Source organism: Pseudoclavibacter caeni (assembly GCF_008831125.1).
Lineage (GTDB): Bacteria > Actinomycetota > Actinomycetes > Actinomycetales > Microbacteriaceae > Pseudoclavibacter_A > Pseudoclavibacter_A caeni.
The window spans coordinates 368,723-394,430 of the sequence record NZ_WBKA01000001.1 but is presented as its reverse complement, the minus strand read 5'-3'; the positions used below and the strand labels follow the sequence as shown (position 1 = coordinate 394,430).

Sequence of the window (25,708 nt, the reverse complement as noted above, 5' to 3'; positions counted from 1 at the left end):
ACGGTTGTGCCACCCGGCCGGGACGGGCCCCGCCGGTCTGGTCCCCGCTCAGCGTCCGAACCGGATGACCGGGATGGCCGAGGTGTCGTCAGGCGGCCCGGTGCGCTGGCGCAGATCCGGCAGCAGCGGTCTCCCACGCAGCCCGAGCAGGATCCCGACCGCCGTGACCGCGGCGGCGAACACGAACACACTCACCACGCTCACGTGATCGATGAGCACCCCGGCCACGGCGCTGCCGAACGCGATGCCCGCGAGCATCGCGCTGCCCATCCATCCGTAGGCCTCGGCGGCGTCCGCCGGGCGCAGGCTTGACGAGACGATGCTCTGCATCACCGCGAGGGCCGGCGAAGCGCCGGCGCCGTAGACGAACACGCACACCCCGACCCACCAGGAGCTGCCCAGCAGCACCGGCAGCACTGCGAGGGCGGCGAGGCTCGGCAGCTGGCGCAGGGCGAGCGATGCCGGGCGCATCACGTGCGAGCTCATCAGGAGCCCGGAGAGGATAGAGGCGACCGCGTATCCGGTCATGGCCATGCCGGAGACCAGCTGATTCGTCTCGAAGCGGGCGACGATGCCGGCCTGGGTGGCCCCGTAGGCGATGTTGAGCATGAGGGAGGACAGGATCGCGATGAGCACGGGCCATTTGAGCAGCACCGCGCCGAGCCGGCGCCCGGAGCCCGCCATGGGCACGCGGCCCATCGCAGGCGACGCGGAGAGCACCGCCGCGCCGAGCAGTCCCGCGCCCCCGATCAGTGCGAAGGCCGAGACCGGGCCGGTCCACGGCAGCAGCACGGTCGCGAGCACGGGGCCGACGGCCCAGATGAGCTCCTGCGCCGAGGCGTCGATGGAGAAGATCGTCGAGCGCAGTCCGAGGGGGACGAGCACCGGGTACAGTGTCCGAGCCACGGGCAGCACCGGCGGGGTGAACAGGCCGATCACCGCGCCGGCGACGAGGAACGCCGCCTCGTTCGCCGGCAGCACGCCGAACGCGGCGATGGCGAGCGAGTCGACCGTCGCCGTGACCAGCAGCACGCGACGCAGTCCGAACCGGCCCAACAGTCGCCCGGTCAGCGGGCTCGCCACCGCCGCAGTGACGGAGAACACCGCCACGACGATGCCGGCCACCGTGTAGCCGCCGAGGACGTCTCTGGCCCGGATGAGCATGATGATGCTCAGCACGCCCTGCGGCATCCGCGCGAGGATCTGCGACCAGAGGACGGTGCGCACCCCGCGCTCGCGCAGCGCCTCACCCATGGCCCCCATGCCGGCCGCCGGTCAGATCACCAGGTCGGGGTTGACGTGGTACCGGGGGGCCGTGCCGCGCACGAGGCGGTCCACCAGGCACTCAAGGGCCATGCGTCGGGCGGCGAGGAACGACTCCTCCGACAGGAAGGCCGAGTGCGGGGTGATGACCACGTTCTCGAGCTCGCGCAGCTCCGTCTGCTCGGTGTCCTCGTCCTCAATCACGTCGATGCCGGCGCCGGCGATCGTGCCGTCGCGCAGGGCGGCGACCAGATCACGCTCGACGACGACCCCGCCGCGGGCGGTGTTGATCAGGAACGCCGTCGGCTTCATCAGCGCGAGCTGCTCGCGGCCGATCAGCCCGGTCGTCTCGGGCGACAGCGGGGTGTGCAGCGAGACGAAGTCGCTCTCGCGCAGCAGTTCCTCGAGAGTGTCGACCTTCCGCGCCCCGCGCTCGGCGACGTACTCGGCGGTCTTGGTGGGCGCGTACACGAGTGCCTCGAGCCCGAGCGCCTGCAGCATCGGCATCATCCGCTGCGGGATCCCGCCGAAGAACACGAGACCGACCTTTTTCCCCGCGATCCGGTGCGGCATCGGCGCGTCCATCGGATCCCACTTCCCCGCGCGCACCGACCGATCGAGTCGGGTGATGTTGCGGGCGAGGTCGATGATGAAGCCGACCGTGTGCAGGGCGACCTCGTCGACGCAAAAGCCCGGAGTATTGCTCACCGCGACCCCGAGGTCGGTGGCCCCGGGAATATCGATGTTGTTCACCCCGATGGACTGCACGCTGACGATCTTGAGACTCGGCATGCGCAACATCACGTCACGCGTGACCCGGTAGTACTCGACGACGACACCGTCGGCATCGCCGGCCGCGTCGAGGAAGGACGCGTCCGAGTTATCCGGCCGATGCGCGTCGACGAGCTCGATGTCGTCGGCGACGCCCCAGTCCTCGAGCAGCTCGTGCTCGTAGTCGAGCCCGCCCTCGATGTTGAAGTAGACGACCTTCGGTCGCTCGGTCATGATGCCTCCGTTCGTGTGTGCTGTCTGGCGGTCGTCAGCGGCCCGCGTCACAGGAACCCCTGGTACGGCGTCTGGGCAACGCTGGACTCGAGCCAGCGGATGAGGGTGATGAAGTCGAACACCGGCACGCCCGCCGCGCGCTGCACGTCCGAGGCGTAAGGCGGCATGTCGCTGCATTCAAGCAGGATCGCCCCGATCGGCGCGCCCGGAGTGGCCATGAGCTCCCTGGTGGCCGCGATCATCTCCTGCCGCACCCCGCCGTTGTCGAACTCGCCCCGGGAGTCGACGATGGCCGAGAACTCCGGCTCATCCTGCAGCCCCCGGATGACGAGGCGCTCGGGATGTTCGATACCACAGCCCTCCAGCAGCTTCGGCGTGATGTCGGGCGCCGACGCGGTGAGCACGCCGATGCGCTCGTCCGACTTGATCACCTGCTCGATCCAGGGAACCTGGATGAGACTCGACAGCCCCACCGGGATGTCGAGCGCCTCGCGCACCTCGCGCTGGAACGTCCCGAAGAACCCGCAGCCGGAGCTGATCGCCCGCACCCCCTCCCGCTGCAGGGCGAGACAGGTGTCAATCACCCGGTCGCGCAGGCTGCCGTCGGCGGCGAACAGCTCACGCACCTCAAGCCCCTCCACGGCCCGCATGCGCACAGGGAAGTCGTACGTCCACCCGTTGCAGACGTTGCCGGGCAGATACGGGTAGCGCACCCCGTCGATGAAGATGATGCCGATCGGGAACCCGCCCAGGTTCTGGCCCGGGCCGATCCGCAGTCGGATGTCGTCCGTGCCGGGGGCGAGGTGACCGTAGCGACGGTTCGGCCAGGTGCAGCTCATCGCCGGCCTCCCAGCGACAGCCGACGGACGAACCGCTCCGGCGACAGCAGCAGGGCGTCGCTTTCGAGCCGTTCGCCGGCGACGATGCGCCCGACGAGTGTTGCGGTCGCCGGCGCGTAGGTTAGACCGAGCATCGCGTGCCCGGTGGCGAGTATGGCGTTGTCGGCGCCCGGGAGCGCGCCGATGACCGGCACCCCGTCGGCACTCATCGGCCGCAGACCCGACCAGCCGAGGTCGAGCTCCGCGGACACGTGGCGCAGGGTCGGGTAGAGCTCGTGGAGGTGGCCGACCATGCGCTCAAGACGACGCTGGGAGACGCCTGGGGCGCGCTGGCCGATGATCATGCCGGTCGCCACCCGCAGCCCCCGGTCCAGGGGGCTGATCGCGATGTGTGTGCGACCGGTGATCACGCTGGTGCGCGGCTGCACATCGTCCGGGCAGGCGATGTCGAGCGAGTACCCGCCGCCGCCGAACAGCGGCAGCGCGAAGCCCAACTCGCGGGCGAGTCGACGCGAGCCGACGCCGGCGGCGATGACCACGACGTCCGCGTCGAACGCCCCGGACCGGGTCAGCGCGGCACGCACCGTGCCGTCGGCATTGCGCACGAACCCCTCGACCGGGGTGTGCTCGAGGACCTCAACGCCGTGTTCGCGCAGCGCGCCGACCAGGGCGTCCATCAGGCTGACCGGTTCGACCTGACGGTCCTCAGGCGCGAAATAGCCGTGGGTGAACGCGGGGTCGATGCCAGGGTCGATCTCGGCGAGGGCTGCGTGGCCGACCACCGGCTCGACGCGCTCACGGATCCGGGGGAAGCCTTCGAAGAGCCGCATCGCCGCGTCGTACTCGGCGGCGCTCTCGAACACGTGCAGCAGCCCCTTGCGGTGCATCTCGAATGAGAGGCCATCGGCGACGAACTCATCGAAGCCGTCGAAGGTGATCCGGGAGAGGACGTCCTGGGCGATGGTGCCCCGCACGAACGCGTGCTCGCGGGTCGCCGCGGCCATCCGCAGCAGGAACTCCGGGTAGCCGAGGTCGGGGTTGCACGCGATGCTGATCGGGGCGTCGGGCCGGGCGAACGACCGTGCCGCCTGACTGATCGTGCCGGGTGCCGGCACCGGGAACGACAGGATGTTGGTGACCATCGCGTCGTTGCCGTGCGACGGCCCCTCGCCGTAGGCCCCCGACTCCAGAACGGTCACATCGTGCCCGTCCTTCATCAGCCGGTAGGCCGTCGACAGTCCGACCACTCCGGCGCCGATGATGATGACTCTCATATCACTCGCTCTCTTTCTCGGCCATCTCGCGGTCGTCTCAGTCCTCCGGCAGCGCCGCGATGGCGGTCAGCTCGATGCGATAACCGGGCAGATGCGACCCCACGGTCGCCCTGGGCGGATGCGGGGCGGGGATCATCTCCTTGTAGACACGGTCGAACCCGGCGAAATCCGCGTCGATGTCGTCCAGATGGACCTGCACCTGCAGCAGGTGCGCCGTGTCGGTGCCAGCAGCGGCCAGCACCCGTTCGAGCAGCGCCAGCGACAGCCGGGTCTGCTCCTCGATCGTCTCGCCCCGCACCGCGCCGGTGTCAGGGTCGTGCGGGGTCATCCCCGACGTGAACACGAGTCCCCCGCTGACCGTCGCGTGACTGTACGCCGCGACGCTCGATCCCACATTGATCGTCCGCACCATTCGGTACCCCGTCCTCTCTTTCCATCTCGCTGTCGGTGTCGACGCGCTAGCACCGGCGGCGGGGGCGACCGCCGGCATCCGGTCGCCCCCGCACTGCCGTCTCGAATCAGGCCCCGATGATCTTCAGCTCGGTCTCGGCTGGCACGACGATGCTCGGGTCGAGCCCGGCGCCCTTGACCAGGTCGGCCAGGGTGCCGTCCTCGCGCATGGACTCGAGATCCTCATCGAGCGCCGTCTTGAGGCTGTCGTTTCCCTTCTTCAGCGGCAGCACCGTCTGCGCGGGCTCGACGCTCGCGATCACCCGGTCGTCGGCCTCGGTGATCTCGACCTGGTAGCCGCTCTGGTCCTTGTACTCGTAGACCTGGGTGCCGTAGGAGTCGACGCCGGCGTCCAGGCGCCCGTTGAGAATGTCCTGCTGCAGCTCGACCGAGCTCTGATACGTCTTGAGCTTGTCGCCGAGCAGCGTCTTGAGGTCCTCCGTCCACAGGTAGCCGTCGACCGTACCGACGCTGTCGAGGGACTCAAGCTCCGAGACACTCTTGATCCCGGTCTTCGAGACGATCGACATCGAGTCGGTGTACATAGGCCCGGCGAAGTCGACGACCTCGTTGCGCTCGGCGGTCGGGTACCAGGCGCCGGTGGTGACGTCGATCGCCTGCTGCTGGCTGATCATCGGGATCGAGTTGGCGTAGGTGGCCTCCTTGAACTCGATGTCCAGGCACTCCATATCGGCGATCTTCTTGACGATGTCGATGTCGAGGCCGGTCGGGTCGCCTCCGCTGACGTTCTGGCTGAACGGTGGCAGGTCCGTGACGCCGACCGTGAACGTGCCCGAGGCCACCGTGCTGATGTCGCTGTGTTTCGGCGTGCAGTCGGATCTGGTCGACGAGCCGCTGTCGCTGGAGCAGCCGACGAGCCCGGCGCCGGCGACGCCGATGATGCCGATGGCCGCGATGATGCGGGTGTGCTTCGTGTTCATCTCTGGTCTCCTTCTCCTTCGTGGTCTCCCCCGCGGCGCGGGAGGTCCCGCCCGGTGTCCCGAGTCAGGCGTAGTTGCGGTTCATCCGTCGTTCGATCCAGACGGTGGCCCACGTGGTGGGCACCGAGACGGCCGCGTAGATCAGCCCTGCGAAGAGGAACACCGTCAGGTACTGGAACGTGGCGTTGCCGACCTGGTAGGCGGCGCTCATCAGCTCAGGCACGGCGATCGAGTAGGCCAGCGACGTGGCCTGGAACATCTGGATGGCCAGGCCCATCAGCGACGGGATCGCGCTGCGCATCCCCTGGGGGATCACGACCCGGCCGAGCACCGTGCGCGGCTCGAGCCCGAGGGCGTGTGCGGCTTCCACCTGGCCGCGCGGCACCGACTGCAGTCCGGCTCGGATCATCTCCGCGGCGTACGCGCCGGTGGTGGTCGTCAACGCGATCATCGCGGCAATCGTGTTGTCGAGCATGATCTGCACTGCGGGCAGGCCGAAGTAGACGATGTAGAGCATCACGAGCGCCGGGGTGCCGCGACCGAGTTCCACGATCGCGATGCCGGGCCAGGTGAGCCACCGGGTGCGGCTCATCGTCATGAGGGCGAGCAACAGGCCGAGCACGAACCCAGCGAGCACCGACACGACCGTGATCTGGAGGCTGAGCCCCAACCCCTGCAAGAACCTCGGCAGGTACTGGCTGATGTCCATGGGTCAGGCCTCCTTCCGCAGCCGGGCGTCCAGTCGACGGGCGACGACGGCCAGCGGCACGCTGATGACGATGTAGACGATCGCGGCGATGAAGAACGGGGTCAGCGCGTCGGCGCCGGGGTTCTGCCTGGCGTAGTTCATCGAGTAGTAGACCATCTCGGTCACGCCGATCGTCGAGGCGATCGAGGAGTCTTTCAGCAAGCCGATGAAGTATGTGGCCACCGACGGCGAGGTGATCCGCAGCGCCTGTGGCACGATGACCCGCAGGAAGGTCGTCGACCGGGGCAGGCCGAGTGCCTCACCGGCCTCCCACTGACCGAAGTGCACCGACTGGATGCCACCACGGATGATCTCGGCGAGGTAGGCGGCCGAGATGATCGAGAAGCCCACGATCGCTGCCTGCACCGGTTTGAACCGGAAGGTGCCGATCACGACGCCGAAGAAGATGATGAACAGCCACACGATGATCGGGATGCCGCGGATGAAGTCCACGAGCAGGCGCACCAGCCAGCGCAGCGGGGCGAACCGGCTGCGCAGCCCGATCGTCACGGGGATCGCCAGGACGAGGCCGATGGCGAACGACGCCGCCGCGATGAGCAGCGTCAGCGGGAGTCCGAGCAGGACGGCCTTGAGCGCGAGCATGTCAGCGCTCCAGCACCGCGCGGAGGAAGCGCTTCGTGCGCTCCTCCTTCGGGTCGGTCATGATCTCGTGTGGGTCACCCTGCTCGATGATGTGGCAGTCAGCCATCACGACCAGGTGGTCAGAGACGTCCCGGGCGAACGACATCTCATGGGTGACCACGATCATCGTCATGCCCTCCTCGGCGAGCTCGCGCATCACCGCGAGCACCTCGAGACCGAGCTCGGGGTCGAGCGCGCTGGTCGGCTCGTCGAAGAGCATGATGCTCGGGCTGAGCGCCAGAGCCCGCGCGATCGCGATGCGCTGCTGCTGGCCACCGGAGCAGCGGGCCGGGTGGCTGCTCGCCTTGTCTTTGAGCCCCACGCGGTCGAGCAGGGCGAGCGACCGGGCGTCCGCCTCCTCCCGACTGCGTCCGAGGATCTTCTCCTGCGGGAAGCTGACGTTGCGCAGCACCGTCATGTTCGGGAACAGGTTGAACGACTGGAAGACCATGCCCACAGTGCGGCGCAGGGCGGTGAGCTCACGTGCCGGGATACGACGCCCGGTGACGATCTCGTGATTGTCGACCCTGATGATGCCTGAGTCCGGCCGCTCCAGCAGGTTGATGCAGCGGAGGAAGGTGCTCTTGCCCGCACCCGAGGGACCGATCATCGCTGTGACGCTCCCCGGATCGACGTGGAGCGACACGTCGTCGAGCACGGTGTGATCACCGAACCGCTTCGAGATGTGCTCCAGGTCGACGCCGAGATGCGTCGCCTCCTGCGGTGCGACTGCGTCGAGAACTGCCATCCGAATCCCTTCCCACCAAACCACCAGGTCGATTCCATCGATTTCCCTGCAGAGTATGGGCGGTGTGTTTCTCGCCGATTTCCGTTCGATGACCCGGGTGTCTCCCTTGTGTTCCAATCACGCTTCCTGACCCGCGCCCCGCCGCGCGCGAGCCCCCGTCTCCCCTGTCAGACGGCCGATGTGCCCCGTCCCGGCCCGTTCACACGCTGGAAACACGCGCGCCGTGCCAAGCGTGGTCGGGCCTCGACCGCGGGACGGCGCCGCAGCCTCCCGCGGCGCTGCGCGGGAGGCCGGGATCGGTACTCGTCCTCGAACCGGCAGTTGACGGTCAGACGCGCCACGGACGCGGTGTTCGGCAGCCCCATGACCGTGCGGGCCAGGTGTGCGAGGTCCTCGGGCGCAGTCATCTCCGCACGCGGCACCTTCGTCGTGTCCGCAGTCATGTCGGTGTGCACGAGCCCCGGGCACACGGTGCACACCCGCACCCCGTCGTCCCAGCCCTCGCGACGCAGGGTGTTCCCGAGGGCGACGACGGCGTGCTTCGCCTCCGAGCAGGCGATCCGATCGTTGCGCACGCGCAGGCCGGACAGCGAGGCGAGCAGGAGCGCGCGGCATCCCCCCAGCGATCGACGGCGACTCGGGGATGCTCGCGCAGGTCCGTGGGGCACCCGCGCGGGGTCGCGAACGCCCAGGGCGAGCGTCCAGGGCGAGCGTCCACCCGGCGTCGCGCAGCTCTCGGGCGATGGCCGCGCCGATCCCCCTGGGGCCGCCGGTGAGCATGGCCATGCCGGGCTCGATCATCGCAGCGCCCCCTGTGCGGCGAGCTCGTCGAGTGTGACCGCCGTCTCCGTGAGCAGACGGTCGGCGTCGGTGAACACGAGCGGTGACCGGATCTTCAGCACGTTTCCGCGGGGCCCGCGGAGGAGATGAGGACGTGCCGCTCCCGCAGTCGGTTGACCACCTCCTCGGCCAGCCAGGTCGCCGGCGCGAATGCGTCGGCGTCCTCCACCAGATCGACGCCGATGTACAGGCCCTCGCCGCGGACCTGGGCGACTTGTTCGAACCCCGCCGTGGCCCGGGCGAGCCCGGCGCGAATGCGGTCGCCGTTCCGCGCGCCCTGGGCGACGAGTCCACGCTCTTCGAGCTCGTCGAGCACCGCGCCCGCCGCGGCGATCGGCATACTGCTGCCGCCGAAGGTGTTGAAATAGCGCACCCGGCGGCCGAAGTCGGCGAGCAGCGCGGCAACCCCGCATCCGTGCCGGCGCAGGTCGGCGATCGCCACCTCCGTCGCGTCCCGCATGGCGGTGCGGAAGCCCTCGGGCGACAGGCGCGCCCGCAGCCGGTCCGGGGCGGTCAGCAGCCTCACGTCCTCGCCGAGCGGCACGCCCTCCCCGAGCGACGGGGAGCAGACGGCGACCTGCGCGGTCACCCGTGATAGGCGTTGGCGGTGACGAGGACGCCGGTGTGCCCGGTCGCCTCGCGCGCCACGCGCAGCGCCAGGTCGTTGGCCTCGGGGCCGGAGCGGGTGAACATGGTCTGCTCGACGCCCTCCGGCAGCAGCGCGGCCAGCCGCTCAGCGTACTCCACCACCCCGCGCTGCAGGTACCGGGTGTTCGTGTTCAGCCGGTCGAGCTGGGCCGCCACCGCATCGTGCACACGCGGGTTCGAGTGCCCGACGACCGGGACGTTGTTGTAGCAGTCCGGCAGGTCCACACCGGCGGCGTCGTCGCGGGCGCCCGTGCTCCCAGCTCATCGGCCATCGTGTCCTGCTCCTCTCCTCGTCCGTCGCTCCGTCTGAGGTGGAGTGCCTGCCTCACGCATCCGCTCCGCGATCCGTCCGCCCGTGAACTCGTACAGTCCCACCGCGCTCTCCGGCGAGTACCAGGCCATGTGTGGGGTGGCGATCGTGCGCGGATGCGTCACGAGCGCCCGCATCATCTCCTCCTGCCCCGTGTCGAGCACGTCGAGCCCGGCGCAGGTCAGGTGCCCGGAGTCCAGTGCCGCCAGCAGCGCGGGCTGGCTGACCACGCCGGCCCGGGCCGTGTTCACCAGGCGGGCGCCCGGCCGCATCTCCTGCAGCTCCTGCTCGCCGACGAGCCCCCGGGTCGCCGGGGTGAGCTGCACGTGCACCGACACCACGTCAGCCCAGCCCAACAGCGCCGGCAGGTCGGTGGCGATCTCGACCCGTCCGGCGAAGACCGCCGGAACCCCACTGCGGTTGTGCACGCGGACGCTCATGCCGAGGGCGAGCGCTTGCTCGGCGACGAGGCGGCCCACGGCGCCGAAGCCGATCAGCCCGAGCCGGGCGCCGCGGATGCGCAGCGGATGGGTGCGGGTGATGTCGAAGGCGTCCTCGCCGACCGTGCGCACGCCTCCGGGGAGATCGCGCAGCACGGCGAGCACGAGCGCGAGGGTGTGGTCGGCCGCCTCCCAGCGGTTCGCACCCGGTGTGTTGAACACCTCGATGCCGAGGGCGCGCGCCGCGGGCAGGTCGATGTTGTCCAGGGCCACCGAGGGCACCCCGACCCAGCGCAGGTCCGGGGCCTGACGCAGGTCGTCACGACGCAGCACGACATCCGGCTCGAGCACGCAGGCGACCGCGTCGGGCGCCTCGGCCAACGACGGCACCCGCACGACGCGGGCGAGGCCGCGCAGCCGGTGCTGAAGCACCTCTCGCTGCCGCTCCAGCGGCACGTTTGTGATGAAGGCGACCGTGGGCTCCTCCCCGGTCGGCGTCCTCCTGCTCATGATCTTCCCCCTCCCTCATCCGCACGCGACGGCGGTGTCGCGGGCATGACGCAGATCCTCTGCACGCGCGGCGACCGGGATGTCCAGCACGCGGCGCAGCGTCGCCGCGAGGGCGGGCGCGTGCGAGGCGAGGTAGCGGCCGCGGTCAGGCGACACGGAGGCGGCATGGGCCTGCATGAGCGCCCTCAGGGCGAGTCCCCCCGGTGCGGCGACGGCCACCACGGCCAGCTCGTCGTCGGTGAGCGGGTGCACCAGGCTGCGGCTGGCGATCATCGGCCCGGCCAGCTCCCAGCCGCGCCCGTCGCCATCGAGCATGCTGCCCACGGCCACGGCGAGATCCAGCGCCCGGGCGGTGCGCACCGTGTCGCCGAAGTCGATCACGCCGGTGACGACGCCGGGATCCGTCGGGTTCGCGAGCACATTGAAGCGGGTGAGATCGTCGTGAAGCACCTGGCGCGACAGCGTCGCGGGGCGGGGCAGCGCGAACCGCTCGAACTCGGCCACCGACCGTTCGATCTGGCGGGCGAGCGCTGCGTCGGCGACGAGTTCGAGCAGGCCCGCGGCGACCGACAGGCGCTGCAGATCCCAGACGATCGGACGCTCCTCGGCCGGGTGGGTGAAGCCCTTCAGGCTGTCGGCGACCTCCGCGCACACGGTGCCGATCCGGGCGAGGCGGGCCGAGGTGAGCACACCGCGCGGGTCGGTCGGGTCGCCGATGGGCGCGTCGGGCAGGTACTCGATGGCCCGCAGGACACGCGGGTGCGGCCCCGCGCCAACGTCCGGCTCGCTCTGCCGTCGCCCGGCGCGGTCGGAGCGCACCCGAGACAGCCGCACGTCGGCCGGCGCGTGCGCGGAAGCATAGACCATCGCCCGGGTCTGCAGGTCGACGACCGTCGGGTCCTCGTGCGGTCTGGAGACCTTGACCGCCCAGCGGCCGTCCGGGGCATCGAGCAGCATCGCGAGATCCAGCCGGTCGTCCGCGCCCCGTCCCATGGTCAGCCCTCCGCGATCCTGGGATGTGCGGCGATCGCGTAGTCATCGGCGATGAGCTCGCTGACGCGGTCTGTGGCGAACTCTGCGGCGATCTCGCCGATGGCCGGGGCGAGTTTGAAGCCGTGGCCGCTGAAACCGGCGAGAGTGAGCACCGCGCCGTCGGCGGCGATGTCGACGATGGGCACGTGGTTGGCGGTGAACGCGTCGTGGAAGACGCCCCAGTGCACGGGCTCCGGGTTGAGATCCGGCAGGAACCGCTGCGCCGCGACCCCGATCGCGCGCAGCCGCTCGGCGTCGATGACGCTCGGCACGTCGGCGACGTCGGCGACCGGATCATGGAAGCGGCGCGGGGTGACCTTGACGCTGTAGCCGTCGAAGGAGGGGGCGCCGAAGAAGTGCACCCCGCCCTCGTCGCGGATGAAGGCGGGAAAGCGCTCGGGGACGAACCGGTCGAGGTGATGGGGCATGAACCAGATCAGCGGCAGCGGCTGCACCACGAGGGTGCTCGCGAGCCCCGAGGAGAGACGGCGTGACCAGGAGCCCTCGGCGATCACGACGCGGCCGGCGGTGATCACGCGCCGGTCGGTGGTCACCGTCACCGACCCGCCGCCGGGCTCGACGGAGAGCACCCGCTCGTTCGCCAGCACGGTCGCGCCATGCGCCTGCGCCTGTTCGACGGCGCTGAGCACCGACAGCTCGGGGCGCAGCCCTCCGCCGTAGACGTCGAGCACGCCCATTGCCCCGTCGCCGACCGCGTGCTGTGGGTACCGCTCGCGCAGATCGGCCGTGCGCAGCACCTCGTGGGGCAGGCCGAACTCGCGGACGCTGGCGAGCACGTTGCCGAGGTCGGTGTCGCTCTCATGGCCGATCGAGAGCGTGCCGACCTGCAGCAGCAGACGGCGGCCGCTCTCGGCCTCGAGCTCGTGCCAGAGCTCCCGGGCCCGCAGCAGGGTGGGCACGTACCGGGTGCCCTCGTGGTAGGCGGTGCGGAACAGACGCGACTCGCCGGTGAACGATCCGTGGCTGTGGGCGACCCCGTACTGCTCGACGCCCACGACGCTCGGCTCGCCGAGGCGGGCGATCCGCCACAGGGCCATCGATCCCATCGTGCCCAGGCCGATGACGGCGACGTCCGCGCGCACGTCCTCGGCGCGGCCGCCGGCCGGTGTCGCGGCCCTCGCCCGCTGCTCGTCCGCGCTCATGCCGTTCCTCCTAACTCAGCTCCGGCGTGTCCCAGACCGGCAGCACCGTCCCGATGTCCTCGGACCGGGCGCGATCCAGCACCCGTCGTCCCCAGGCCATGTCCTCGACGGGCATGCCGCCGACGCTCAGCACGAGAATCTCGTCGTCGGAGACGCGCCCGGGGCGTTCGCCCTTGATGACCTCGCCGAGGTCGGTGACCGCCTCGCGGGCGATGGCCCCCTCGCGCACGAGGTCGAGGAACTTCGTGCCGATGATGCCGATGTACTCGTGCAGCCTGGGCACGGGGAACTCGCTGGCCCAGGATTCGTAGAGGCCGTAGTGGTCGACGAACAGGCGTGCGCCGCTGATGAGCAGCTCGTCCTCGAGCTCGAGGTTCGCCGGAACGCACAGCAACGCGCCGGGCTTGATCCACTCGCTCGCGATGAACGGGTAGTTCGCGACGCCTCGGGCACCGGTCGTGGCGCTGCTGACGATGTCGGCGCCGCGCACGGCCTCCTCGATCGTCTCAGCGATCGTGATGTGCTTCACCTGGGGGAAGTGCTCACGAACGTAGTCGGCGTACCGCTCGGCGGTCACCCGACGCCGGCCGTGCACCTGGACGGTGTCGATCGTGGGCCGCACGGTCAGGTAGCCCTCGAGCGCAGTGCGGTTCATCACGCCGGGGCCGATGATGCCGACGACTCGGGCGTCCTGGCGGGCGAGGTGGCGCACGCCGACGCTCGGGATCGCGCCGGTGCGGTACGCGCTGACGAGGTTGCCGTTCATGACCGCGATCGGCGCGCTGGTGGTCTTGTCGTTGAGCACGATGGTGTGGATCGAGCGGGGCAGTCCGATCTCGCGGTTCGCCGGGTTCGAGCCGTACCACTTCACACCGACCGAGTCGAACGAGCCGCCGATGTAGGCGGGCATCGCCATGAAGCGGCGGTCCGGGCCGTTGAGCGGCATGTTCGGGAACGGGGAGGTGTCAGGGAAGGTGACCATGATGCCGTGCGCGTTGTGGTCGGCGCCGCCCATGCGGTAGTCGCCGTCGTGCAGCAGCGCGAGCACCTCCTCCATCGCGTCCACGCAGCCGGCCATGTCTTTCACCCCTGCCGCGACCATGTCCGGCTCGCTGAGATACCGCAGCTCCAGCGCTGTCGACGATGCCATTCCGCTTCCTCTCGATGTGTCGGTCATCCGTGATCCGCCGCCCTCAGCCGGCGATCTCCCCGGCGCCGATGACCTTCTGGTTGACGAACTCGTAGAGTCCGAGATCCGTGTACTCGCGGCCGTAGCCGGAGCGCTTCGTGCCGCCGAACGGGGTGTCGGCCCCGCCGATGACGGGCCGGTTGATCGCGACCATACCGGTGTCAAGCCGCAGTGCGACCCGGCGGCCGCGCGCCTCGTCCCCGGTGAACACCGACCCGCCCAGCCCGTACGGGGTGTCGTTGGCGAGCCGGATCGCCGCCTCCTCATCGGCGACGCGGTACAGCTGCGTCACCGGGCCGAAGAACTCCTCGGCATAGGCGGGGTTGTCGGGGGTCACGCCGGTAAGGATCACCGGGCGCATGAACCACCCATGGTCGGGAAGCGGGATGTCGACCTCCTCGGCCGTGGCGCCCGCGGCGACCGCGCGCTCCACCTGCGCCTGCAGATCCGCCCTGGCCTGCTCGGAGCTCAGCGGCGCGTAGGTCGTGGCCGGGTCGAGCGGATCGCCGGCGACAAGACCGGCCACCCCCTTCCGATACGCGGCGACAAACGCGTCGTAGACCGCGTCCAGCACGATCATCCGCTTTGACGAGACACACACCTGACCGGAGTTGCGGTGCCGCCCGCGCACCGCCCAGGCGGCTGTGCGGGCGACATCGGCGTCCTCAAGCACGATGAGCGCGTCGGAGCCGCCGAGCTCGAGCGTGCTGCGCTTGAGTGCCGCGCCCGCCTGCGAGGCCACGATCGCGCCGGCGCCCTCGCTGCCAGTCAGCGCGACACCTGCCACCCGGTCGTCGGCGATGACCGCAGCGCTCTGGGCGTGGCTGATGAAGAGGTTGACGAGCAGCCCCGGGCCGGCGATCTCCTCGACTAAGCGCTCGAGCGTCACCGCCGCGGTCGGCACGATCGACGCGTGCTTGAGCACCACCGTGTTCCCGACGAGCAGCTGCGGCACGAGCACGCGGGTCACCTGCGAGTACGGGAAGTTCCACGGTTCAACGGCATAGACGACGCCCGTCGGGGTGGGCACGATCTCGTATACGCCCCCCTTGTAGTTCACGCCGTGCTCACGGCGCGGCCGCAGCAGCCGCACGCCATTGTCGGCGTACCACACGGAGGTTGCGATGCACCCGTCCACCTCGGCGAGTGCCTCCGCCTTCAGCTTGCCCATGTCGCGGGTGAGCACCTCGGCGAGCGCGTCGCGCCGCTCCGTCATCGCCGCGGCGAGCCGCCGCAGCGTCTCGCACCGCTCGGGGACGGGGGTTTCGCACCAGGTCAGGAACCGCTGGTGTGCGAGGGCGAGCCGGGACTCCAGCTCCGCATCTGAGATGGATGCGTACTTGTGCTCGACCTGCTCGGTGTACGGGTTGCGGGAGATGTACGCCATGTCGATGCTGCCTTCTCTGTCGTGCCCGCGACGGAGGGTTCCATCGCATGTGCCAAGCAGACTAGAAAGCGGGGATTTCCGCGATGTTTCCGCGGCATTGCCCATGGATGCCAGCACCGGCCCGCATGGCTCGATCCCGGCGACCGCAGCCCCGTCACCGGGCGCGCATGCGACCCGGAGCGGAGGACAGAGCGTAACCTCCCTGCAACCTCCGCTGCGACAGGTCGATTCAGCACCTCTCGAAGACGTTCGGATCCGGCCCGACGCGTTCGCCGGTCTCGAGACCGGCGATGTCCTCCCACTCCTCCCCAGAGAGCTCGATCCCCTCCACGGCGATGTTCTGCCGGATCCGTTCGGGGTACACCGATTTGGGAATGACGATCTCGCCGTTGTCGAGATGCCAGCGCAAGAGCACCTGCGCGGCAGAGCAGCCGTGTGCCTCGGCGATCGCTCTCAACGTGGGCTCCGAGAGCAGGGTGTTGACCCGGCCGCGCCCCCGTTCGCCTTCGGGTTCGTCGTGCCGCCGAGCGGGCTCCAAGCCTCGGTCTGCACCCCATGGCGGCGGTTGAACGCCTGGGTCGACCACTGCGGCAGATGCGGGTGCAGCTCGATCTGGTCGACCGCCGGGACCGTGCCACCGAGATCGAGGATGCGCTGCAGATGATGCGGCTCATGGTTGCACACCCCGATCGCTCGGGCGCGCCCGCTGGCCAGGATCTCCTCCATCGCCTCCCACGTGCTGTCGATCAGCCCGAGCGACGGGCACGGCCAGTGCACGAGGTAGAGATCGACGTGGTCCATCCCGAGCCTGGCCAGACTCGCATCGATCGCCCGCAGTGTGGCCGCATGCCCCTGGTCGGCGGTCCAGACCTTCGTGGTCACGAAGATCTCGTCCCTGGCCGCCCCGGATGCTCGGATGCCCTCGCCCACCGCGGCCTCGTTGCCATACACGCTCGCGGTGTCGATGTGCCGGTACCCAGCCTCGGCGATGGCGAACCTGACCGCCTCCACCGTCTGCTCCGCCGGGGCCTCGAAGACCCCGAGGCCGAGGCGTGGCAGGACAACGCCGTTGTTCAGGGTGCAGCTCATGGATTCTGTCATCATGTCGATCTCCGTTCCCGCGGGGCCAGGGGCGGACCGTCCTACTGGGAGGGTAACCGGGCCCTGTTTCCGACATGTTGAATGCCCGGATGTGCGCGGGACCGGCATGCCCGAGGGCGTGCCGCCTCCCCCAGACGTCGAGGGCCGGCACACCCGTGAGTGTGCCGGCCCCGTCCGAGGACGTGTCGCCGCTCAGTCCTGCGTCGGCATCCAGGGGTGCGTCAGGTGCGCCGGGTCGAGGGCGGCCTCGAGCTGCTCATCGCTCATGATGCCCTCCTCGCGCACGATGTCGGGGATGCTGCGGCCCTGCGCCAACGCATCCTGTGCCACGCGGGTGGCCGTCTGATAGCCCAGCACCGGCGACAGCGCGGTGACGATCGACACCGAGTGCCAGACCTCCTCGCGCAGGTGCTCGGCGTTGGCGGTGATCCCCACGATGCAGCGGTCGGTCAGCGTGCGCAGCGCCCGGGTGAAGTGCCCGATCTCCTCGAACAGCGAGTGGGCGATGATCGGCTCGAACGCGTTCAGCTGCAGCTGCCCGCTCTCAGCCGCCAGCGAGATCGTCACGTCGTGGCCGATGATCTCGAAGGCGACCTGGTTGACCACCTCGGGGATCACCGGGTTCACCTTGCCCGGCATGATCGACGAGCCGGCCTGGACCGGGGGCAGGTTGATCTCGCCGAGCCCGCTGCGCGGGCCGCTCGACAGCAGCCGCAGGTCGTTGCAGACCTTGGAGGTCTTCACGGCGATGCGCTTGAGCACGCCGGAGAGCTGCACGAACCCGCCGACATCCTGTGTCGCCTCCACCAGGTTGCCGGCGCCAGTCACGCCCAGACCAGTGAGCCGGTTGATCTCCTCGATCATCGCGGGCGCGTACTCCGGCGGGGTGTTGATGCCCGTGCCGATCGCCGTGCCACCGATGTTGAGCTCTTTGAGCAGCTCGCGGGCCGCGGCGAGCACCTTGATGTCCTCGCGCATCATCGTCGCATACGTGCCGAACTCCTGCCCCAGGGTCATCGGCACCGCGTCCTGCAACTGCGTGCGCCCGAGCTTGAGCACGTCGGCGAACTCCGCCGCCTTCGTCTCGTACGCACAGGCCGTGTAGTCCATGGCCTCGAGCAGCTCGTCGAGCATCGTCAGCAGAGCGAGCTTGATCGCCGTCGGGTAGACGTCGTTGGTCGACTGGCAGCAGTTGACGTCGTTGTGCGGGTCGACGACGTCATAGCGGCCCTTCGGCAGGCCGAGGTGCTCGAGCGCCGCGTTGGCGACGACCTCGTTGGCATTCATGTTCGTCGAGGTGCCCGCCCCACCCTGGATCGTGCCGACGGCGAACTCGTCGTGCAGCTCGCCGCGGCGGATGCGCTCGCAGGCCGTCTCGATCGCCTCCGCCGTCTCAGTGCGGATCAGACCCAGCCGCGCGTTGACCGCGGCCGCCGCCTCCTTGAGCACCGCGAGCGCGTCGACGAACTCCGGGTACCGTCCCACCGCCTTGTGGGTGATCGGGAAGTTCTCGAGTGCGCGCAGGGTGTTGATGCCGTAGTAATGTCGGTCGTCGATCTCCCGGGGGCCGAGCAGGTCGGTCTCCATCCGTGTCGCGGATCCGGTCGCCGGAGTCTCATCGTGCTGGTCGCTCATCGCTGTCGTGCTCTCCTCACGGGGGTCACTCTCCTGCCCGGCCGAGGATTCGGCCGGACAGGGTGATGCTAACGAGCCTTCATGTCCGGAGTGTTTCCGGATTCCTCGCCATCATGGCCACCCGACTGGCCCTCACGGCGATCTGCCTCCTCGTTCAGCCGCTGCGCCTCGAGCCGGATCGCCTCGTCGATCTCGCGACGCTGCTGGGCGAGGCGGATCTCCTCGCGCTCGGACTGGTCGGGCTTGACGATGAGCGCGAAGGTCGCGAAGGCGACGAGCATGACGATGAACGCGACGCCGAAGGTGACGAGCGCGTACTCGCCGCGACGTGTGCCGATGAATACCACGGTGGCGCCGAAGACGGCGACCATGCCGGCCAGCGAGACGATCTCGTAGGGCTTCACCCGCGCCCGCATCGGCGCGGCGGGGCGCTGCCCGGCCGGGTCGTGCCCGGGCTCGGGATGCTGCTCGGGCCGCCCGGCCCCGGAACTCGTCTCAGCCATGTGCTTCCTCGCTCCTCTGCCCCGCGTCGTCGCGGTCGCGCTCGTCGCGCAGGCCGAATCCGGCGATCATCTGCTGCACGCCGACGAGCGCCAGGTAGAACCCCAGCAGCCCCGCGCCCCACACCGACTGGCCCGCGCCGGACTCGGCGAGGCCGAGCAGCAGGCCGAGCACGCCGGCGATCAGGTGGTCGCTGCGCATGGCCTCCCCCGCCTCCATGCGCAGGGCGGCGAGCGTCTCGACCGCGCCGGCGACGAAGGCCCACACCATGATCAGCCGGGCCGTGGGCTCCGGGGACGCGGCGGCCCAGAACGGCGCCATGACGCCGGCCAGCAGGGTCACCCCGGCCACCACGCCGAGGTAGAAGCGGGTCATCGTGTCCTCGACCCCGCGGATCGCCCACCCGCCGATCAGCACGCCGGTGACGATGCCCCAGGCCGCGAACGTCCACGCGGTGAACGCGCCGGTGTGGTCGGCGTTGAGGGCGATGACAACGGCCACGGCCGCGGCGACGACGCCACGGCCGAAGGGCCACAGCCAGCGGCGCGCGGAGCGCGGCGCGGTCTCGACGCGCCCGGGCACGCCGTCAGGGTTCTCTCTCATCTCGTCGCCGAGTCTACCCGAGCGCCGCGGTGTCGGAAGCCGTCCCCGGGATCCCCGCCAGAGCGTCGCCGGCGTCATCGCCCGCCGCGCCGCCACGGCCCGTCGACCGGCCGTGCACCACGGCGACCGTGCGGTCGAACTCGTCGTCGATCACGGCGCGGTCGGCGCCGCGCGTGCGCGCCGTGGCGAGACTGACCAGCACGGCGACGACGAGGTTCGCGGCGAACGCGGGGATGATCTCGTACAGCCCGGTGTCCAGCGCGCTCCACACGAAGACGAGCACGGCGCCGACGGTCATCCCGCTCAGCGCGCCCCACGCGGTCAGCCGACGCCAGAACAGGGCGAGCAGCACGATGGGCCCGAACGCGGCGCCGAAGCCCGCCCAGGCGAACGACACCAGGCCCAGGATGCTGTCCTGCGGATCCAGCGCGAGCAGCGCGGCGATGACCGCGACGAGCAACACCGCGCCTCGACCGAGCGCCATGAGCCGACGCACGGGCGGCTGACGGCGGGCGACGATGCGGTAGAGGTCCTCGACGAGCGCCGAGGAGCACACGATCAGCTGGCTGGAGATCGTGCTCATGATCGCGGCGAGCACGGCGGCGAGCACGAGACCGGCGACGATCGGGTGCAGCAGGACACGGGACATGGCGAGCATGACCGTCTCCGGGTCATCGAGGGGCTCGCCCGTCTCCGTGAACCAGACCAGGCCGATGAGCCCGCCGCTGACCGCGCCGCCCATGGAGAGCAGCATCCACGCGATGCCGATGCGCCGGGCGGACGAGGCCTGCGCGACGTCCCGCATCGCCATGAACCGGGTGATGATGTGGGGCTGGCCGAAGTACCCGAGCCCCCAGCCGAGCGCCGAGACGATCGTGAGCGTCGCCGCGCCGGTCAGCGCCGACCCGCCGAGCGCCGACAGGTGATCGGGGGCGATCTGCTCGAGGCGGGCGATCGTCTCGCCCGGCCCGCCGAGGCGCACGACGGCGATGACGGGAACGACGAGCAGGGCGAGCATCATCAGCGTGCCCTGCACGACATCCGTCAGCGACACCCCGAGGAACCCGCCAAAGAGCGTGTAGGCGAGGGTGACGCCGGTGACCAGCAGCATCCCGGCCAGGTACGAGGAGCCGAAGCTGTCGCGGAAGAACACGCCGCCGGCGACCATGCCTGAGGAGATGTAGAAGGTGAAGAAGACGAGGATGACGAGGCCCGTGACGATGCGCAGCAGGTGGGTGCGGTCACGCAGCCGGTTCTCCAGGAACGTCGGGATCGTGATCGAGTCGCCCGAGATCTCGGTGTACGCGCGCAGCCGGGGCGCGACGACCTTCCAGTTGAGCCACGCGCCGACCGTCAGGCCGACGGCGATCCACCCCTCGACGAGTCCGCTGACGTAGATCGCGCCCGGCAAGCCCATCATGAGCCAGCCAGACATGTCGGCCGCGCCGGCGCTGAGCGCCGCCGCCCAGGGCGACAGGTCGCGCCCGCCGAGCAGGTAGTCCTTGTGGCTGGTCGTGTGCCGGTACGCGTACCAGCCGATGGCGAGCATCGCGACGAAGTAGACGACGATCGCCGCGAGGTGGAAGATCTGGTCGGAGTTCACTGGACGGGCTCCTCGAGGTCGCTGTAGGCCATGTTCGCGAAGCGCGACAGGTGCCCCTGGAACGCCACGCGCAGGTTCGCGGTGGGTCCATTGCGGTGCTTGGCCACGATCATCTCGGCCTCGCCCATCCCGGCGACGGAGCCGGGCTCGTAGCTCGACTCGCGGTGCAGCAGGATCACCATGTCGGCGTCCTGCTCGATCGAGCCGGACTCGCGCAGGTCGCTCAGCGCGGGGCGCTTGTCCTGGCGCTGCTCGGGACCGCGGTTGAGCTGCGACAGCGCGACGACGGGCACGTCGAGCTCCTTGGAGAGCAGCTTCAGCGCGCGGGAGAACTCGCTGACCTCCTGCTGGCGCGACTCGACCTTCTTGCCGCTCGTCATCAGCTGCAGGTAGTCGATCACGACCATCTTCAGCCCGATCTGCTGCTTGAGCCGGCGGCACTTGGCGCGGATCTCCACGAGCGTCAGGTTCGGCGAGTCATCAAGATACAGGGGCGCGTCGTTGATGCGCCCGTGCGTCGCGGCGATCGTCGTCCAGTCCTGGCTGTCGAGGGTGCCCTTGCGCAGCTTCTGCAACTCGATGCCGGACTCGGCCGAGAGCAGGCGCATGGCGATCTCGGTCTGCCCCATCTCGAGCGAGAAGAACGCGGTGGGCAGCCCGTGGGCGATCGCCGCCGAGCGGGCGAAGTCGAGCGCGAGCGTCGACTTGCCGAGACCAGGTCGGGCGGCGATGATGATCAGCTGCCCGGGATGCAGCCCGTTGGTGAGCTTGTCCAGGTCGACGAAGCCGGTGGGCACGCCCGTCATCGAGCCGTCGCGTCCCTTGGCCGACTCGATCTCGGCGATCGCGGCCTCCACCGCCTCCGAAAGCGGCTTGACATCCTCGGCTTGGTCCTTGCCGCCGACCGCGTAGATCTCGGCCTGCGCCTCGTTGACGAGATCCTCGACCTCGCCCTCGGCGTTGTAACCGAGCTGGGCGACGTGGGTGCCGACCTCGACGAGCCGGCGCAGCAGCGCCTTCTCCTGCACGATGCGGGCGTAGTAGCCGACGTTCGCAGCGGTGGGCACGATCGCGGTGAGCGTGTGCAGATACTCGACGCCACCGGCGCGAGTGAGCTGGCCGCTCTTGGTCAGCTCGTCAGTGACGGCGATGACATCCGTCGGCTCGCCCTTCGAGTACAGATCGAAGATCGCGTCGAAGATGATCTCGTGGCGGGGCTGGTAGAAGTCGGTGTTCTTGACCTCCTCCAGCGCGGTGGCCACGGCGTCCTTGCTGAGCAGCATGCCGCCGAGCACCGACTGCTCGCTGAGGTCGTCGTGCGGCGGGGTGCGGTCGACGCCGATCGTGCCGACGGATCCGTCGACATCGCGGCCGCGCGGGCCGGAATCCCCCATGATGCTCGCGATGCTCATCATGCGCGCTCCTTCCCCGGTCTCGTGTCCGACCTCTCCCTGGTCTCCGCCCAGCCTCGGTCAGCCCGAGACACGCTGGCGCCCGCTCAACCATAGCCCCGTCGCAGCCGGCCGAGATCGCGGTCCGGGCGTGTTCTCCACAGGCGTCGGCTCACGACTGTGGAGAAGTCGGGGATAACTCTCCCCACCCTGGGGAGGGCCCTGTGGAGAACCGGTGGAGAAGACCCCAGTTATTCACATGCTTCCTGAAGATCCCCGGAATCATGCGGATCCTCCTGTGGAGAACGCATCACGTCCAGTTCACCTGAAGTTCTGATCGAAGGTTCCTTCCGACGCGCCGACGACTTGACAGCGCCCTCAGCACCGCGCTAACCCCCGGTTGTCCACACTGTTATCCACAGGGCTGGTCGCCGGGGGCGGGCCTGCCGGGGGGAAATGAGAACCCACCAAGGGGCGGGCCGGGGCCAGACCCGCCAGCGTGCGGACGCACCTGAGAGACACAAAGGAGGCTTACGGGTGCCCCTGCCAGGCCCGCCAGCGTGCGGACGCACCTCATCCGGCGTCCGGCGTACCGACCTGCCAGACGTGCACCGACCAGCCACCCAATGGCAGGTCGGTGCACCAGGGCCCGCTCACGGCAAGTCCGTGCACCCAAAGCGCCCCAGGGCCACATGACTACACTTGCAGGACGCCTATCGCACGCCGAGGGGAGGAGCCAGGTGAGTCCGTCACGACGGATGACCCTCCGCGAGCTTGCCGCACTCGCCGGGGTTTCGGTCTCCACCGCGTCGAACGCGCTCAACGACACCGGCCGCATGGCCGAGGAGACCCGACAGCTCATCCGCCGTCTGGCCGACCAGCACGGCTACCGGCCGAACGCCGCCGCACGCAGCCTGCGGCGCGCGTCCACCGGCACGATCGCCTTCTTCCTGCACCCCCGCACGACTGGCATGGGCTATTACCGCTCGATGGTGATGACCGTCTTCCACCTCGCGATGCAGCATGGACTGCAGATCCAGCTGATCGGTCCGACCGAGCTCGACGCCGACTGGCTCGTCACCCATGTCGACGGAGTCATCCTCTCGGACCCATTCTTCGGACATCCCCGCACGCGCGCGCTGCTGTCGAGCGGGCTGCCGGTGGTGACGGTCGAGCGGCCGGATCCGGCGATGCCGGCCCCCGCAGGTGTCGTCCGCTCCGCACACGACATCGTGATGCGCCGGCTGCTCGACGGGTTACGCTCCCGGGGGATGCGCCAGCCGGCGCTGGTCACGGCGGGCACGGACTTCCCCACCGACTGGAGCGGCCTGGTCGGCGAGGCGTACACGAGCTGGTGCGCGGAGCACCGGCGGACGCCGCTCGTCCGCCCCATCCCTTTCGACGCGACGCATCGCTCCGTCCGCCGCGCGGTGCATGACCTGCTGCGGCAGCACCCGGCCGTGGACGCGGTCATCGGCGGGCATGAGGGCATCGCCATCGGCGTGGCCGGGGCGATCGCCGAGGCGGGTCGGCAAGTCGGCGAGGACATCGCCGTGGCCTCCTGCGTCGACGACGCGGTGCTGCAGTACTGTGCTCCGCAGATCACCGGCATCGACCTCTTCCCAGAGCGCGCGGTGACCATGGCCTTCGACCTGCTGCTGGAGGCCATTGACGCCGACCGGCGGGGGGCGGTGGACGACGCACCGACACCGCGCGTCCTCGATCTGCCCCCGGTGATCCGCTGGCGTGAGTCAACTCCGGGGAAGAGCCCGAAACGCTGAGCGCGCACACCGTCAGTGTCACGGCGCCGTCCGTGCCGTGCCTCCGACACGACCCGCTGCCGCGGCAGGCGACTCGCGGGGCGGCGTCGAGGACGTCATCTGCCGGCATACGCGGGCGGGGAGCGCCCGTTCACGCCCCCCGCCGGGTCGATCAGATGTCGAGCAGACCCTCGTACACGGCAGCTCGGCGGGTGCGCAGCAGCACCGCGACCGTCATCCCGATCAGGAAGGCGAACGCCGTGGCCGCGATCACGGCGAGGCCGACCGTCAGATCGCCGACGAGCAGCTCGATGTTGGCCGTGACCAGCACGGTCAGCACGACGAAGGCAACCGCCGAGAGCAGCGGGGCGATGATCGACCGCCCCACCCCGAACGTCTCCCGCCGGCTGGCGTCCCGGGCGAAGAACGCCACGACGGAGATGCTCGTGAGCGCCATGAGCACGATGTATGCGAGGGTGGCGAGGCCGACCGCGGGCGTGTACACGTCCGCGAGCGGGTCGAGGCCGCTCAGGGCCACGGCCACCATCGCGATCAGGCTGGCCACCGAGACGGCGACCGACGCGGCGGAGGGCGACTTGTGCACGGCATGCACCTGGCTGAGCCGCTGGGGCAGGATCCCGTTGCGAGCGAGCGAGAATCCGTAGCGAGTCATAACGTTGTGGAAGGCCAGCGCGCAGGCGAACGTGCTCGACACCAGGAAGATCTGCATCAGGAGGGAGAATCCGTCACCCAGATACGTCGCCCCGATGTTGAGAACGAACCCCTCCGGATCATCGACTGCCATGGCCACGGCGTTCGCGCCGCCCACGCCGTTGATGATCGCCCAGGCGGAGAACGTGTAGAACAGCCCGATCACCGCGGCGGAGAGGTACGTCGCCCGTGGGATCGTGCGGTCGGGATCACGGGCCTCGTGGCGGAAGACCGCGGTCGCCTCGAAGCCGATGAACCCGAGGATGGCGAACATGATGCCGAGGGGCGCCCCAGCATCGGTCAGGTGCATGGGGCTGAGCGACTCGAGCGAGAGGCCGTCCGCGCCGCCCGCCCCGATAACAGCGAAGTCCATCACGAGCACGATGAGCGTCTCGGCGACGAGCACGAGGCCGAGCACCTTCGAGCTGAGCGTGATGTCGCGGTAGCCGAGCACCGCGACCACGGCGACGCACACCAGCGAGAACAGCCACCAGGGTAGGTCGACCGCTCCACCGGTGAGACTCTCGACAAGGTTCGCCCCGGCGATGCCGAAGTACGCGTACACCCCGATGTTCAGCGCCAGGTAGGCGAGCACCGCGAGCGCCGACGCTCCGACGCCGACCATCCGGCCGAGCCCGGCCTGGACGTACGAGTAGAACGCCCCGGCGTTGCGCACGTACTTCGACATGCTCACGTAGCCGACCGAGAACAAGATCAGCACCAAGGTCGACATCAAGTAGTACACCGGCATCCCCGTGGAGTCGGAGACCCCGATCAGCACCGGCATGCTGCCAGCGACGACGCTCATCGGGGCGGCCGCTGCGACCACCATGAAGAGGATGGATCCGACGCCCAGCCCGCGGTTGAGCGTGCGGTCCACCTCCGCGTAGTCCATCAGTCCGTGCAGGCCGGAGTCCACCGGCTGTGCTGTGCTCATGTCACTCACCTCTCTCTGCTTCGCTCTTGCCGCATCT

General features: G+C 69.7%; 26 protein-coding genes. 1 reads left to right on the top strand and 25 read right to left on the bottom strand.

From position 1 onward, the window contains the following. Window positions 1-48 precede the first annotated feature (48 nt). From F8O02_RS01845 to dnaB, 24 genes are all read right to left on the bottom strand, one after another. On the bottom strand, window positions 49-1,263 hold the full coding sequence (locus F8O02_RS01845; RefSeq protein ID WP_158035530.1) for an MFS transporter: 1,215 nt from the start codon (window positions 1,261-1,263) through the stop codon (window positions 49-51). 12 nt (window positions 1,264-1,275) lie between these two features. Beyond that, window positions 1,276-2,268 (bottom strand): C-terminal binding protein, encoded by a 993-nt coding sequence (locus F8O02_RS01840; protein ID WP_158035529.1) that lies wholly within the window; start codon window positions 2,266-2,268, stop codon window positions 1,276-1,278. A gap of 47 nt (window positions 2,269-2,315) precedes the next feature. Beyond that, window positions 2,316-3,107 (bottom strand): aspartate/glutamate racemase family protein, encoded by a 792-nt coding sequence (locus tag F8O02_RS01835; RefSeq protein WP_158035528.1) that lies wholly within the window; start codon window positions 3,105-3,107, stop codon window positions 2,316-2,318. Further along, complete coding sequence (locus F8O02_RS01830; RefSeq protein ID WP_158035527.1) at window positions 3,104-4,381, bottom strand: NAD(P)/FAD-dependent oxidoreductase; 1,278 nt, start codon at window positions 4,379-4,381, stop codon at window positions 3,104-3,106. The genes F8O02_RS01835 and F8O02_RS01830 overlap by 4 nt, the downstream gene beginning before the upstream one ends. Window positions 4,382-4,418: 37 nt before the next feature. Next, entirely contained in the window at window positions 4,419-4,793 is a 375-nt protein-coding gene (locus F8O02_RS01825; RefSeq protein WP_179416225.1) for a RidA family protein, read from the bottom strand. A gap of 106 nt (window positions 4,794-4,899) precedes the next feature. After that, window positions 4,900-5,772 carry a substrate-binding periplasmic protein gene (locus F8O02_RS01820; RefSeq protein ID WP_158035523.1) on the bottom strand — a complete coding sequence of 291 codons (873 nt, stop codon included), beginning with the start codon at window positions 5,770-5,772 and terminating at the stop codon, window positions 4,900-4,902. 64 nt (window positions 5,773-5,836) lie between these two features. Further along, window positions 5,837-6,481, bottom strand: a complete 645-nt coding sequence (locus tag F8O02_RS01815; RefSeq protein WP_158035521.1) for an amino acid ABC transporter permease — start codon at window positions 6,479-6,481, stop codon at window positions 5,837-5,839. 3 nt (window positions 6,482-6,484) lie between these two features. Next, window positions 6,485-7,123 (bottom strand): amino acid ABC transporter permease, encoded by a 639-nt coding sequence (locus F8O02_RS01810; protein WP_158035519.1) that lies wholly within the window; start codon window positions 7,121-7,123, stop codon window positions 6,485-6,487. A 1-nt stretch (window position 7,124) separates the two neighbouring features. Next, window positions 7,125-7,910: an amino acid ABC transporter ATP-binding protein gene (locus tag F8O02_RS01805; protein WP_158035517.1), complete on the bottom strand. Its 786-nt coding sequence runs from the start codon at window positions 7,908-7,910 to the stop codon at window positions 7,125-7,127. Window positions 7,911-8,077: 167 nt separating this feature from the next. Next, window positions 8,078-8,578 (bottom strand): SDR family NAD(P)-dependent oxidoreductase, encoded by a 501-nt coding sequence (locus F8O02_RS01800; protein ID WP_225734053.1) that lies wholly within the window; start codon window positions 8,576-8,578, stop codon window positions 8,078-8,080. Between the two features lie 227 nt (window positions 8,579-8,805). Then, the gene (locus tag F8O02_RS01795; RefSeq protein ID WP_158035513.1) at window positions 8,806-9,339 is read right to left on the bottom strand and encodes an aminotransferase class III-fold pyridoxal phosphate-dependent enzyme; all 534 of its coding nucleotides are present in this window, start codon (window positions 9,337-9,339) and stop codon (window positions 8,806-8,808) included. Next, window positions 9,336-9,623 (bottom strand): aminotransferase class III-fold pyridoxal phosphate-dependent enzyme, encoded by a 288-nt coding sequence (locus F8O02_RS01790; protein ID WP_158035511.1) that lies wholly within the window; start codon window positions 9,621-9,623, stop codon window positions 9,336-9,338. Before F8O02_RS01790 ends, F8O02_RS01795 begins: the two co-directional genes overlap by 4 nt. A 36-nt stretch (window positions 9,624-9,659) precedes the next feature. After that, window positions 9,660-10,658: an NAD(P)-dependent oxidoreductase gene (locus F8O02_RS01785; RefSeq protein ID WP_158035509.1), complete on the bottom strand. Its 999-nt coding sequence runs from the start codon at window positions 10,656-10,658 to the stop codon at window positions 9,660-9,662. A gap of 15 nt (window positions 10,659-10,673) precedes the next feature. Continuing rightward, on the bottom strand, window positions 10,674-11,651 hold the full coding sequence (locus F8O02_RS01780) for a phosphotransferase (RefSeq protein WP_158035507.1): 978 nt from the start codon (window positions 11,649-11,651) through the stop codon (window positions 10,674-10,676). Between the two features lie 2 nt (window positions 11,652-11,653). Next, window positions 11,654-12,853 (bottom strand): N-methyl-L-tryptophan oxidase, encoded by a 1,200-nt coding sequence (gene solA / locus F8O02_RS01775; protein ID WP_218859511.1) that lies wholly within the window; start codon window positions 12,851-12,853, stop codon window positions 11,654-11,656. A gap of 10 nt (window positions 12,854-12,863) precedes the next feature. Next, on the bottom strand, window positions 12,864-14,003 hold the full coding sequence (locus tag F8O02_RS01770; protein WP_158035505.1) for a tyramine oxidase subunit B: 1,140 nt from the start codon (window positions 14,001-14,003) through the stop codon (window positions 12,864-12,866). 43 nt (window positions 14,004-14,046) lie between these two features. Beyond that, window positions 14,047-15,429: an aldehyde dehydrogenase family protein gene (locus F8O02_RS01765; protein WP_158035503.1), complete on the bottom strand. Its 1,383-nt coding sequence runs from the start codon at window positions 15,427-15,429 to the stop codon at window positions 14,047-14,049. A gap of 229 nt (window positions 15,430-15,658) precedes the next feature. Beyond that, window positions 15,659-15,886, bottom strand: a complete 228-nt coding sequence (locus F8O02_RS09315; protein WP_263970863.1) for an aldo/keto reductase — start codon at window positions 15,884-15,886, stop codon at window positions 15,659-15,661. After that, a complete protein-coding gene (locus F8O02_RS01760; RefSeq protein WP_263970862.1) occupies window positions 15,883-16,518 on the bottom strand; it encodes an aldo/keto reductase in 636 nt (211 codons plus the stop codon). Before F8O02_RS01760 ends, F8O02_RS09315 begins: the two co-directional genes overlap by 4 nt. Window positions 16,519-16,722: 204 nt before the next feature. Beyond that, window positions 16,723-18,165, bottom strand: coding sequence for an aspartate ammonia-lyase (locus F8O02_RS01755; RefSeq protein ID WP_158035501.1), 1,443 nt, complete (start codon window positions 18,163-18,165; stop codon window positions 16,723-16,725). 68 nt (window positions 18,166-18,233) lie between these two features. After that, window positions 18,234-18,668, bottom strand: a complete 435-nt coding sequence (locus F8O02_RS01750) for a YibE/F family protein (protein WP_158035500.1) — start codon at window positions 18,666-18,668, stop codon at window positions 18,234-18,236. Continuing rightward, the gene (locus tag F8O02_RS01745) at window positions 18,661-19,269 is read right to left on the bottom strand and encodes a DUF308 domain-containing protein (RefSeq protein WP_179416227.1); all 609 of its coding nucleotides are present in this window, start codon (window positions 19,267-19,269) and stop codon (window positions 18,661-18,663) included. The genes F8O02_RS01750 and F8O02_RS01745 overlap by 8 nt, the downstream gene beginning before the upstream one ends. Window positions 19,270-19,282: 13 nt before the next feature. Next, complete coding sequence (gene putP / locus F8O02_RS01740; RefSeq protein WP_158035496.1) at window positions 19,283-20,872, bottom strand: sodium/proline symporter PutP; 1,590 nt, start codon at window positions 20,870-20,872, stop codon at window positions 19,283-19,285. After that, window positions 20,869-22,284, bottom strand: a complete 1,416-nt coding sequence (gene dnaB, locus F8O02_RS01735; RefSeq protein ID WP_158035494.1) for a replicative DNA helicase — start codon at window positions 22,282-22,284, stop codon at window positions 20,869-20,871. Before dnaB ends, putP begins: the two co-directional genes overlap by 4 nt. Before the next feature lie 719 nt (window positions 22,285-23,003). Here dnaB and F8O02_RS01730 point away from each other — a divergent pair. Further along, window positions 23,004-24,044 carry a LacI family DNA-binding transcriptional regulator gene (locus tag F8O02_RS01730; RefSeq protein WP_179416228.1) on the top strand — a complete coding sequence of 347 codons (1,041 nt, stop codon included), beginning with the start codon at window positions 23,004-23,006 and terminating at the stop codon, window positions 24,042-24,044. A gap of 151 nt (window positions 24,045-24,195) precedes the next feature. Here F8O02_RS01730 and F8O02_RS01725 read toward each other — a convergent pair whose 3' ends face one another. Continuing rightward, the gene (locus F8O02_RS01725; protein ID WP_158035490.1) at window positions 24,196-25,671 is read right to left on the bottom strand and encodes an APC family permease; all 1,476 of its coding nucleotides are present in this window, start codon (window positions 25,669-25,671) and stop codon (window positions 24,196-24,198) included. Window positions 25,672-25,708: the final 37 nt, after the last annotated feature.

What these genes read in the sequence shown, in the direction of transcription:
- F8O02_RS01845 (WP_158035530.1), bottom strand. Translation starts at nt 1,263, where the DNA reads ATGGGGGCCATGGGTGAGGCGCTGCGCGAGCGCGGGGTGCGCACCGTC.
- F8O02_RS01840 (WP_158035529.1), bottom strand. Translation starts at nt 2,268, where the DNA reads ATGACCGAGCGACCGAAGGTCGTCTACTTCAACATCGAGGGCGGGCTC.
- F8O02_RS01835 (WP_158035528.1), bottom strand. Translation starts at nt 3,107, where the DNA reads ATGAGCTGCACCTGGCCGAACCGTCGCTACGGTCACCTCGCCCCCGGC.
- F8O02_RS01830 (WP_158035527.1), bottom strand. Translation starts at nt 4,381, where the DNA reads ATGAGAGTCATCATCATCGGCGCCGGAGTGGTCGGACTGTCGACGGCC.
- F8O02_RS01825 (WP_179416225.1), bottom strand. Translation starts at nt 4,793, where the DNA reads ATGGTGCGGACGATCAATGTGGGATCGAGCGTCGCGGCGTACAGTCAC.
- F8O02_RS01820 (WP_158035523.1), bottom strand. Translation starts at nt 5,772, where the DNA reads ATGAACACGAAGCACACCCGCATCATCGCGGCCATCGGCATCATCGGC.
- F8O02_RS01815 (WP_158035521.1), bottom strand. Translation starts at nt 6,481, where the DNA reads ATGGACATCAGCCAGTACCTGCCGAGGTTCTTGCAGGGGTTGGGGCTC.
- F8O02_RS01810 (WP_158035519.1), bottom strand. Translation starts at nt 7,123, where the DNA reads ATGCTCGCGCTCAAGGCCGTCCTGCTCGGACTCCCGCTGACGCTGCTC.
- F8O02_RS01805 (WP_158035517.1), bottom strand. Translation starts at nt 7,910, where the DNA reads ATGGCAGTTCTCGACGCAGTCGCACCGCAGGAGGCGACGCATCTCGGC.
- F8O02_RS01785 (WP_158035509.1), bottom strand. Translation starts at nt 10,658, where the DNA reads ATGAGCAGGAGGACGCCGACCGGGGAGGAGCCCACGGTCGCCTTCATC.
- F8O02_RS01780 (WP_158035507.1), bottom strand. Translation starts at nt 11,651, where the DNA reads ATGGGACGGGGCGCGGACGACCGGCTGGATCTCGCGATGCTGCTCGAT.
- solA (WP_218859511.1), bottom strand. Translation starts at nt 12,853, where the DNA reads ATGAGCGCGGACGAGCAGCGGGCGAGGGCCGCGACACCGGCCGGCGGC.
- F8O02_RS01770 (WP_158035505.1), bottom strand. Translation starts at nt 14,003, where the DNA reads ATGGCATCGTCGACAGCGCTGGAGCTGCGGTATCTCAGCGAGCCGGAC.
- F8O02_RS01765 (WP_158035503.1), bottom strand. Translation starts at nt 15,429, where the DNA reads ATGGCGTACATCTCCCGCAACCCGTACACCGAGCAGGTCGAGCACAAG.
- F8O02_RS01760 (WP_263970862.1), bottom strand. Translation starts at nt 16,518, where the DNA reads ATGAGCTGCACCCTGAACAACGGCGTTGTCCTGCCACGCCTCGGCCTC.
- F8O02_RS01755 (WP_158035501.1), bottom strand. Translation starts at nt 18,165, where the DNA reads ATGAGCGACCAGCACGATGAGACTCCGGCGACCGGATCCGCGACACGG.
- F8O02_RS01750 (WP_158035500.1), bottom strand. Translation starts at nt 18,668, where the DNA reads ATGGCTGAGACGAGTTCCGGGGCCGGGCGGCCCGAGCAGCATCCCGAG.
- F8O02_RS01745 (WP_179416227.1), bottom strand. Translation starts at nt 19,269, where the DNA reads ATGAGAGAGAACCCTGACGGCGTGCCCGGGCGCGTCGAGACCGCGCCG.
- dnaB (WP_158035494.1), bottom strand. Translation starts at nt 22,284, where the DNA reads ATGAGCATCGCGAGCATCATGGGGGATTCCGGCCCGCGCGGCCGCGAT.
- F8O02_RS01725 (WP_158035490.1), bottom strand. Translation starts at nt 25,671, where the DNA reads ATGAGCACAGCACAGCCGGTGGACTCCGGCCTGCACGGACTGATGGAC.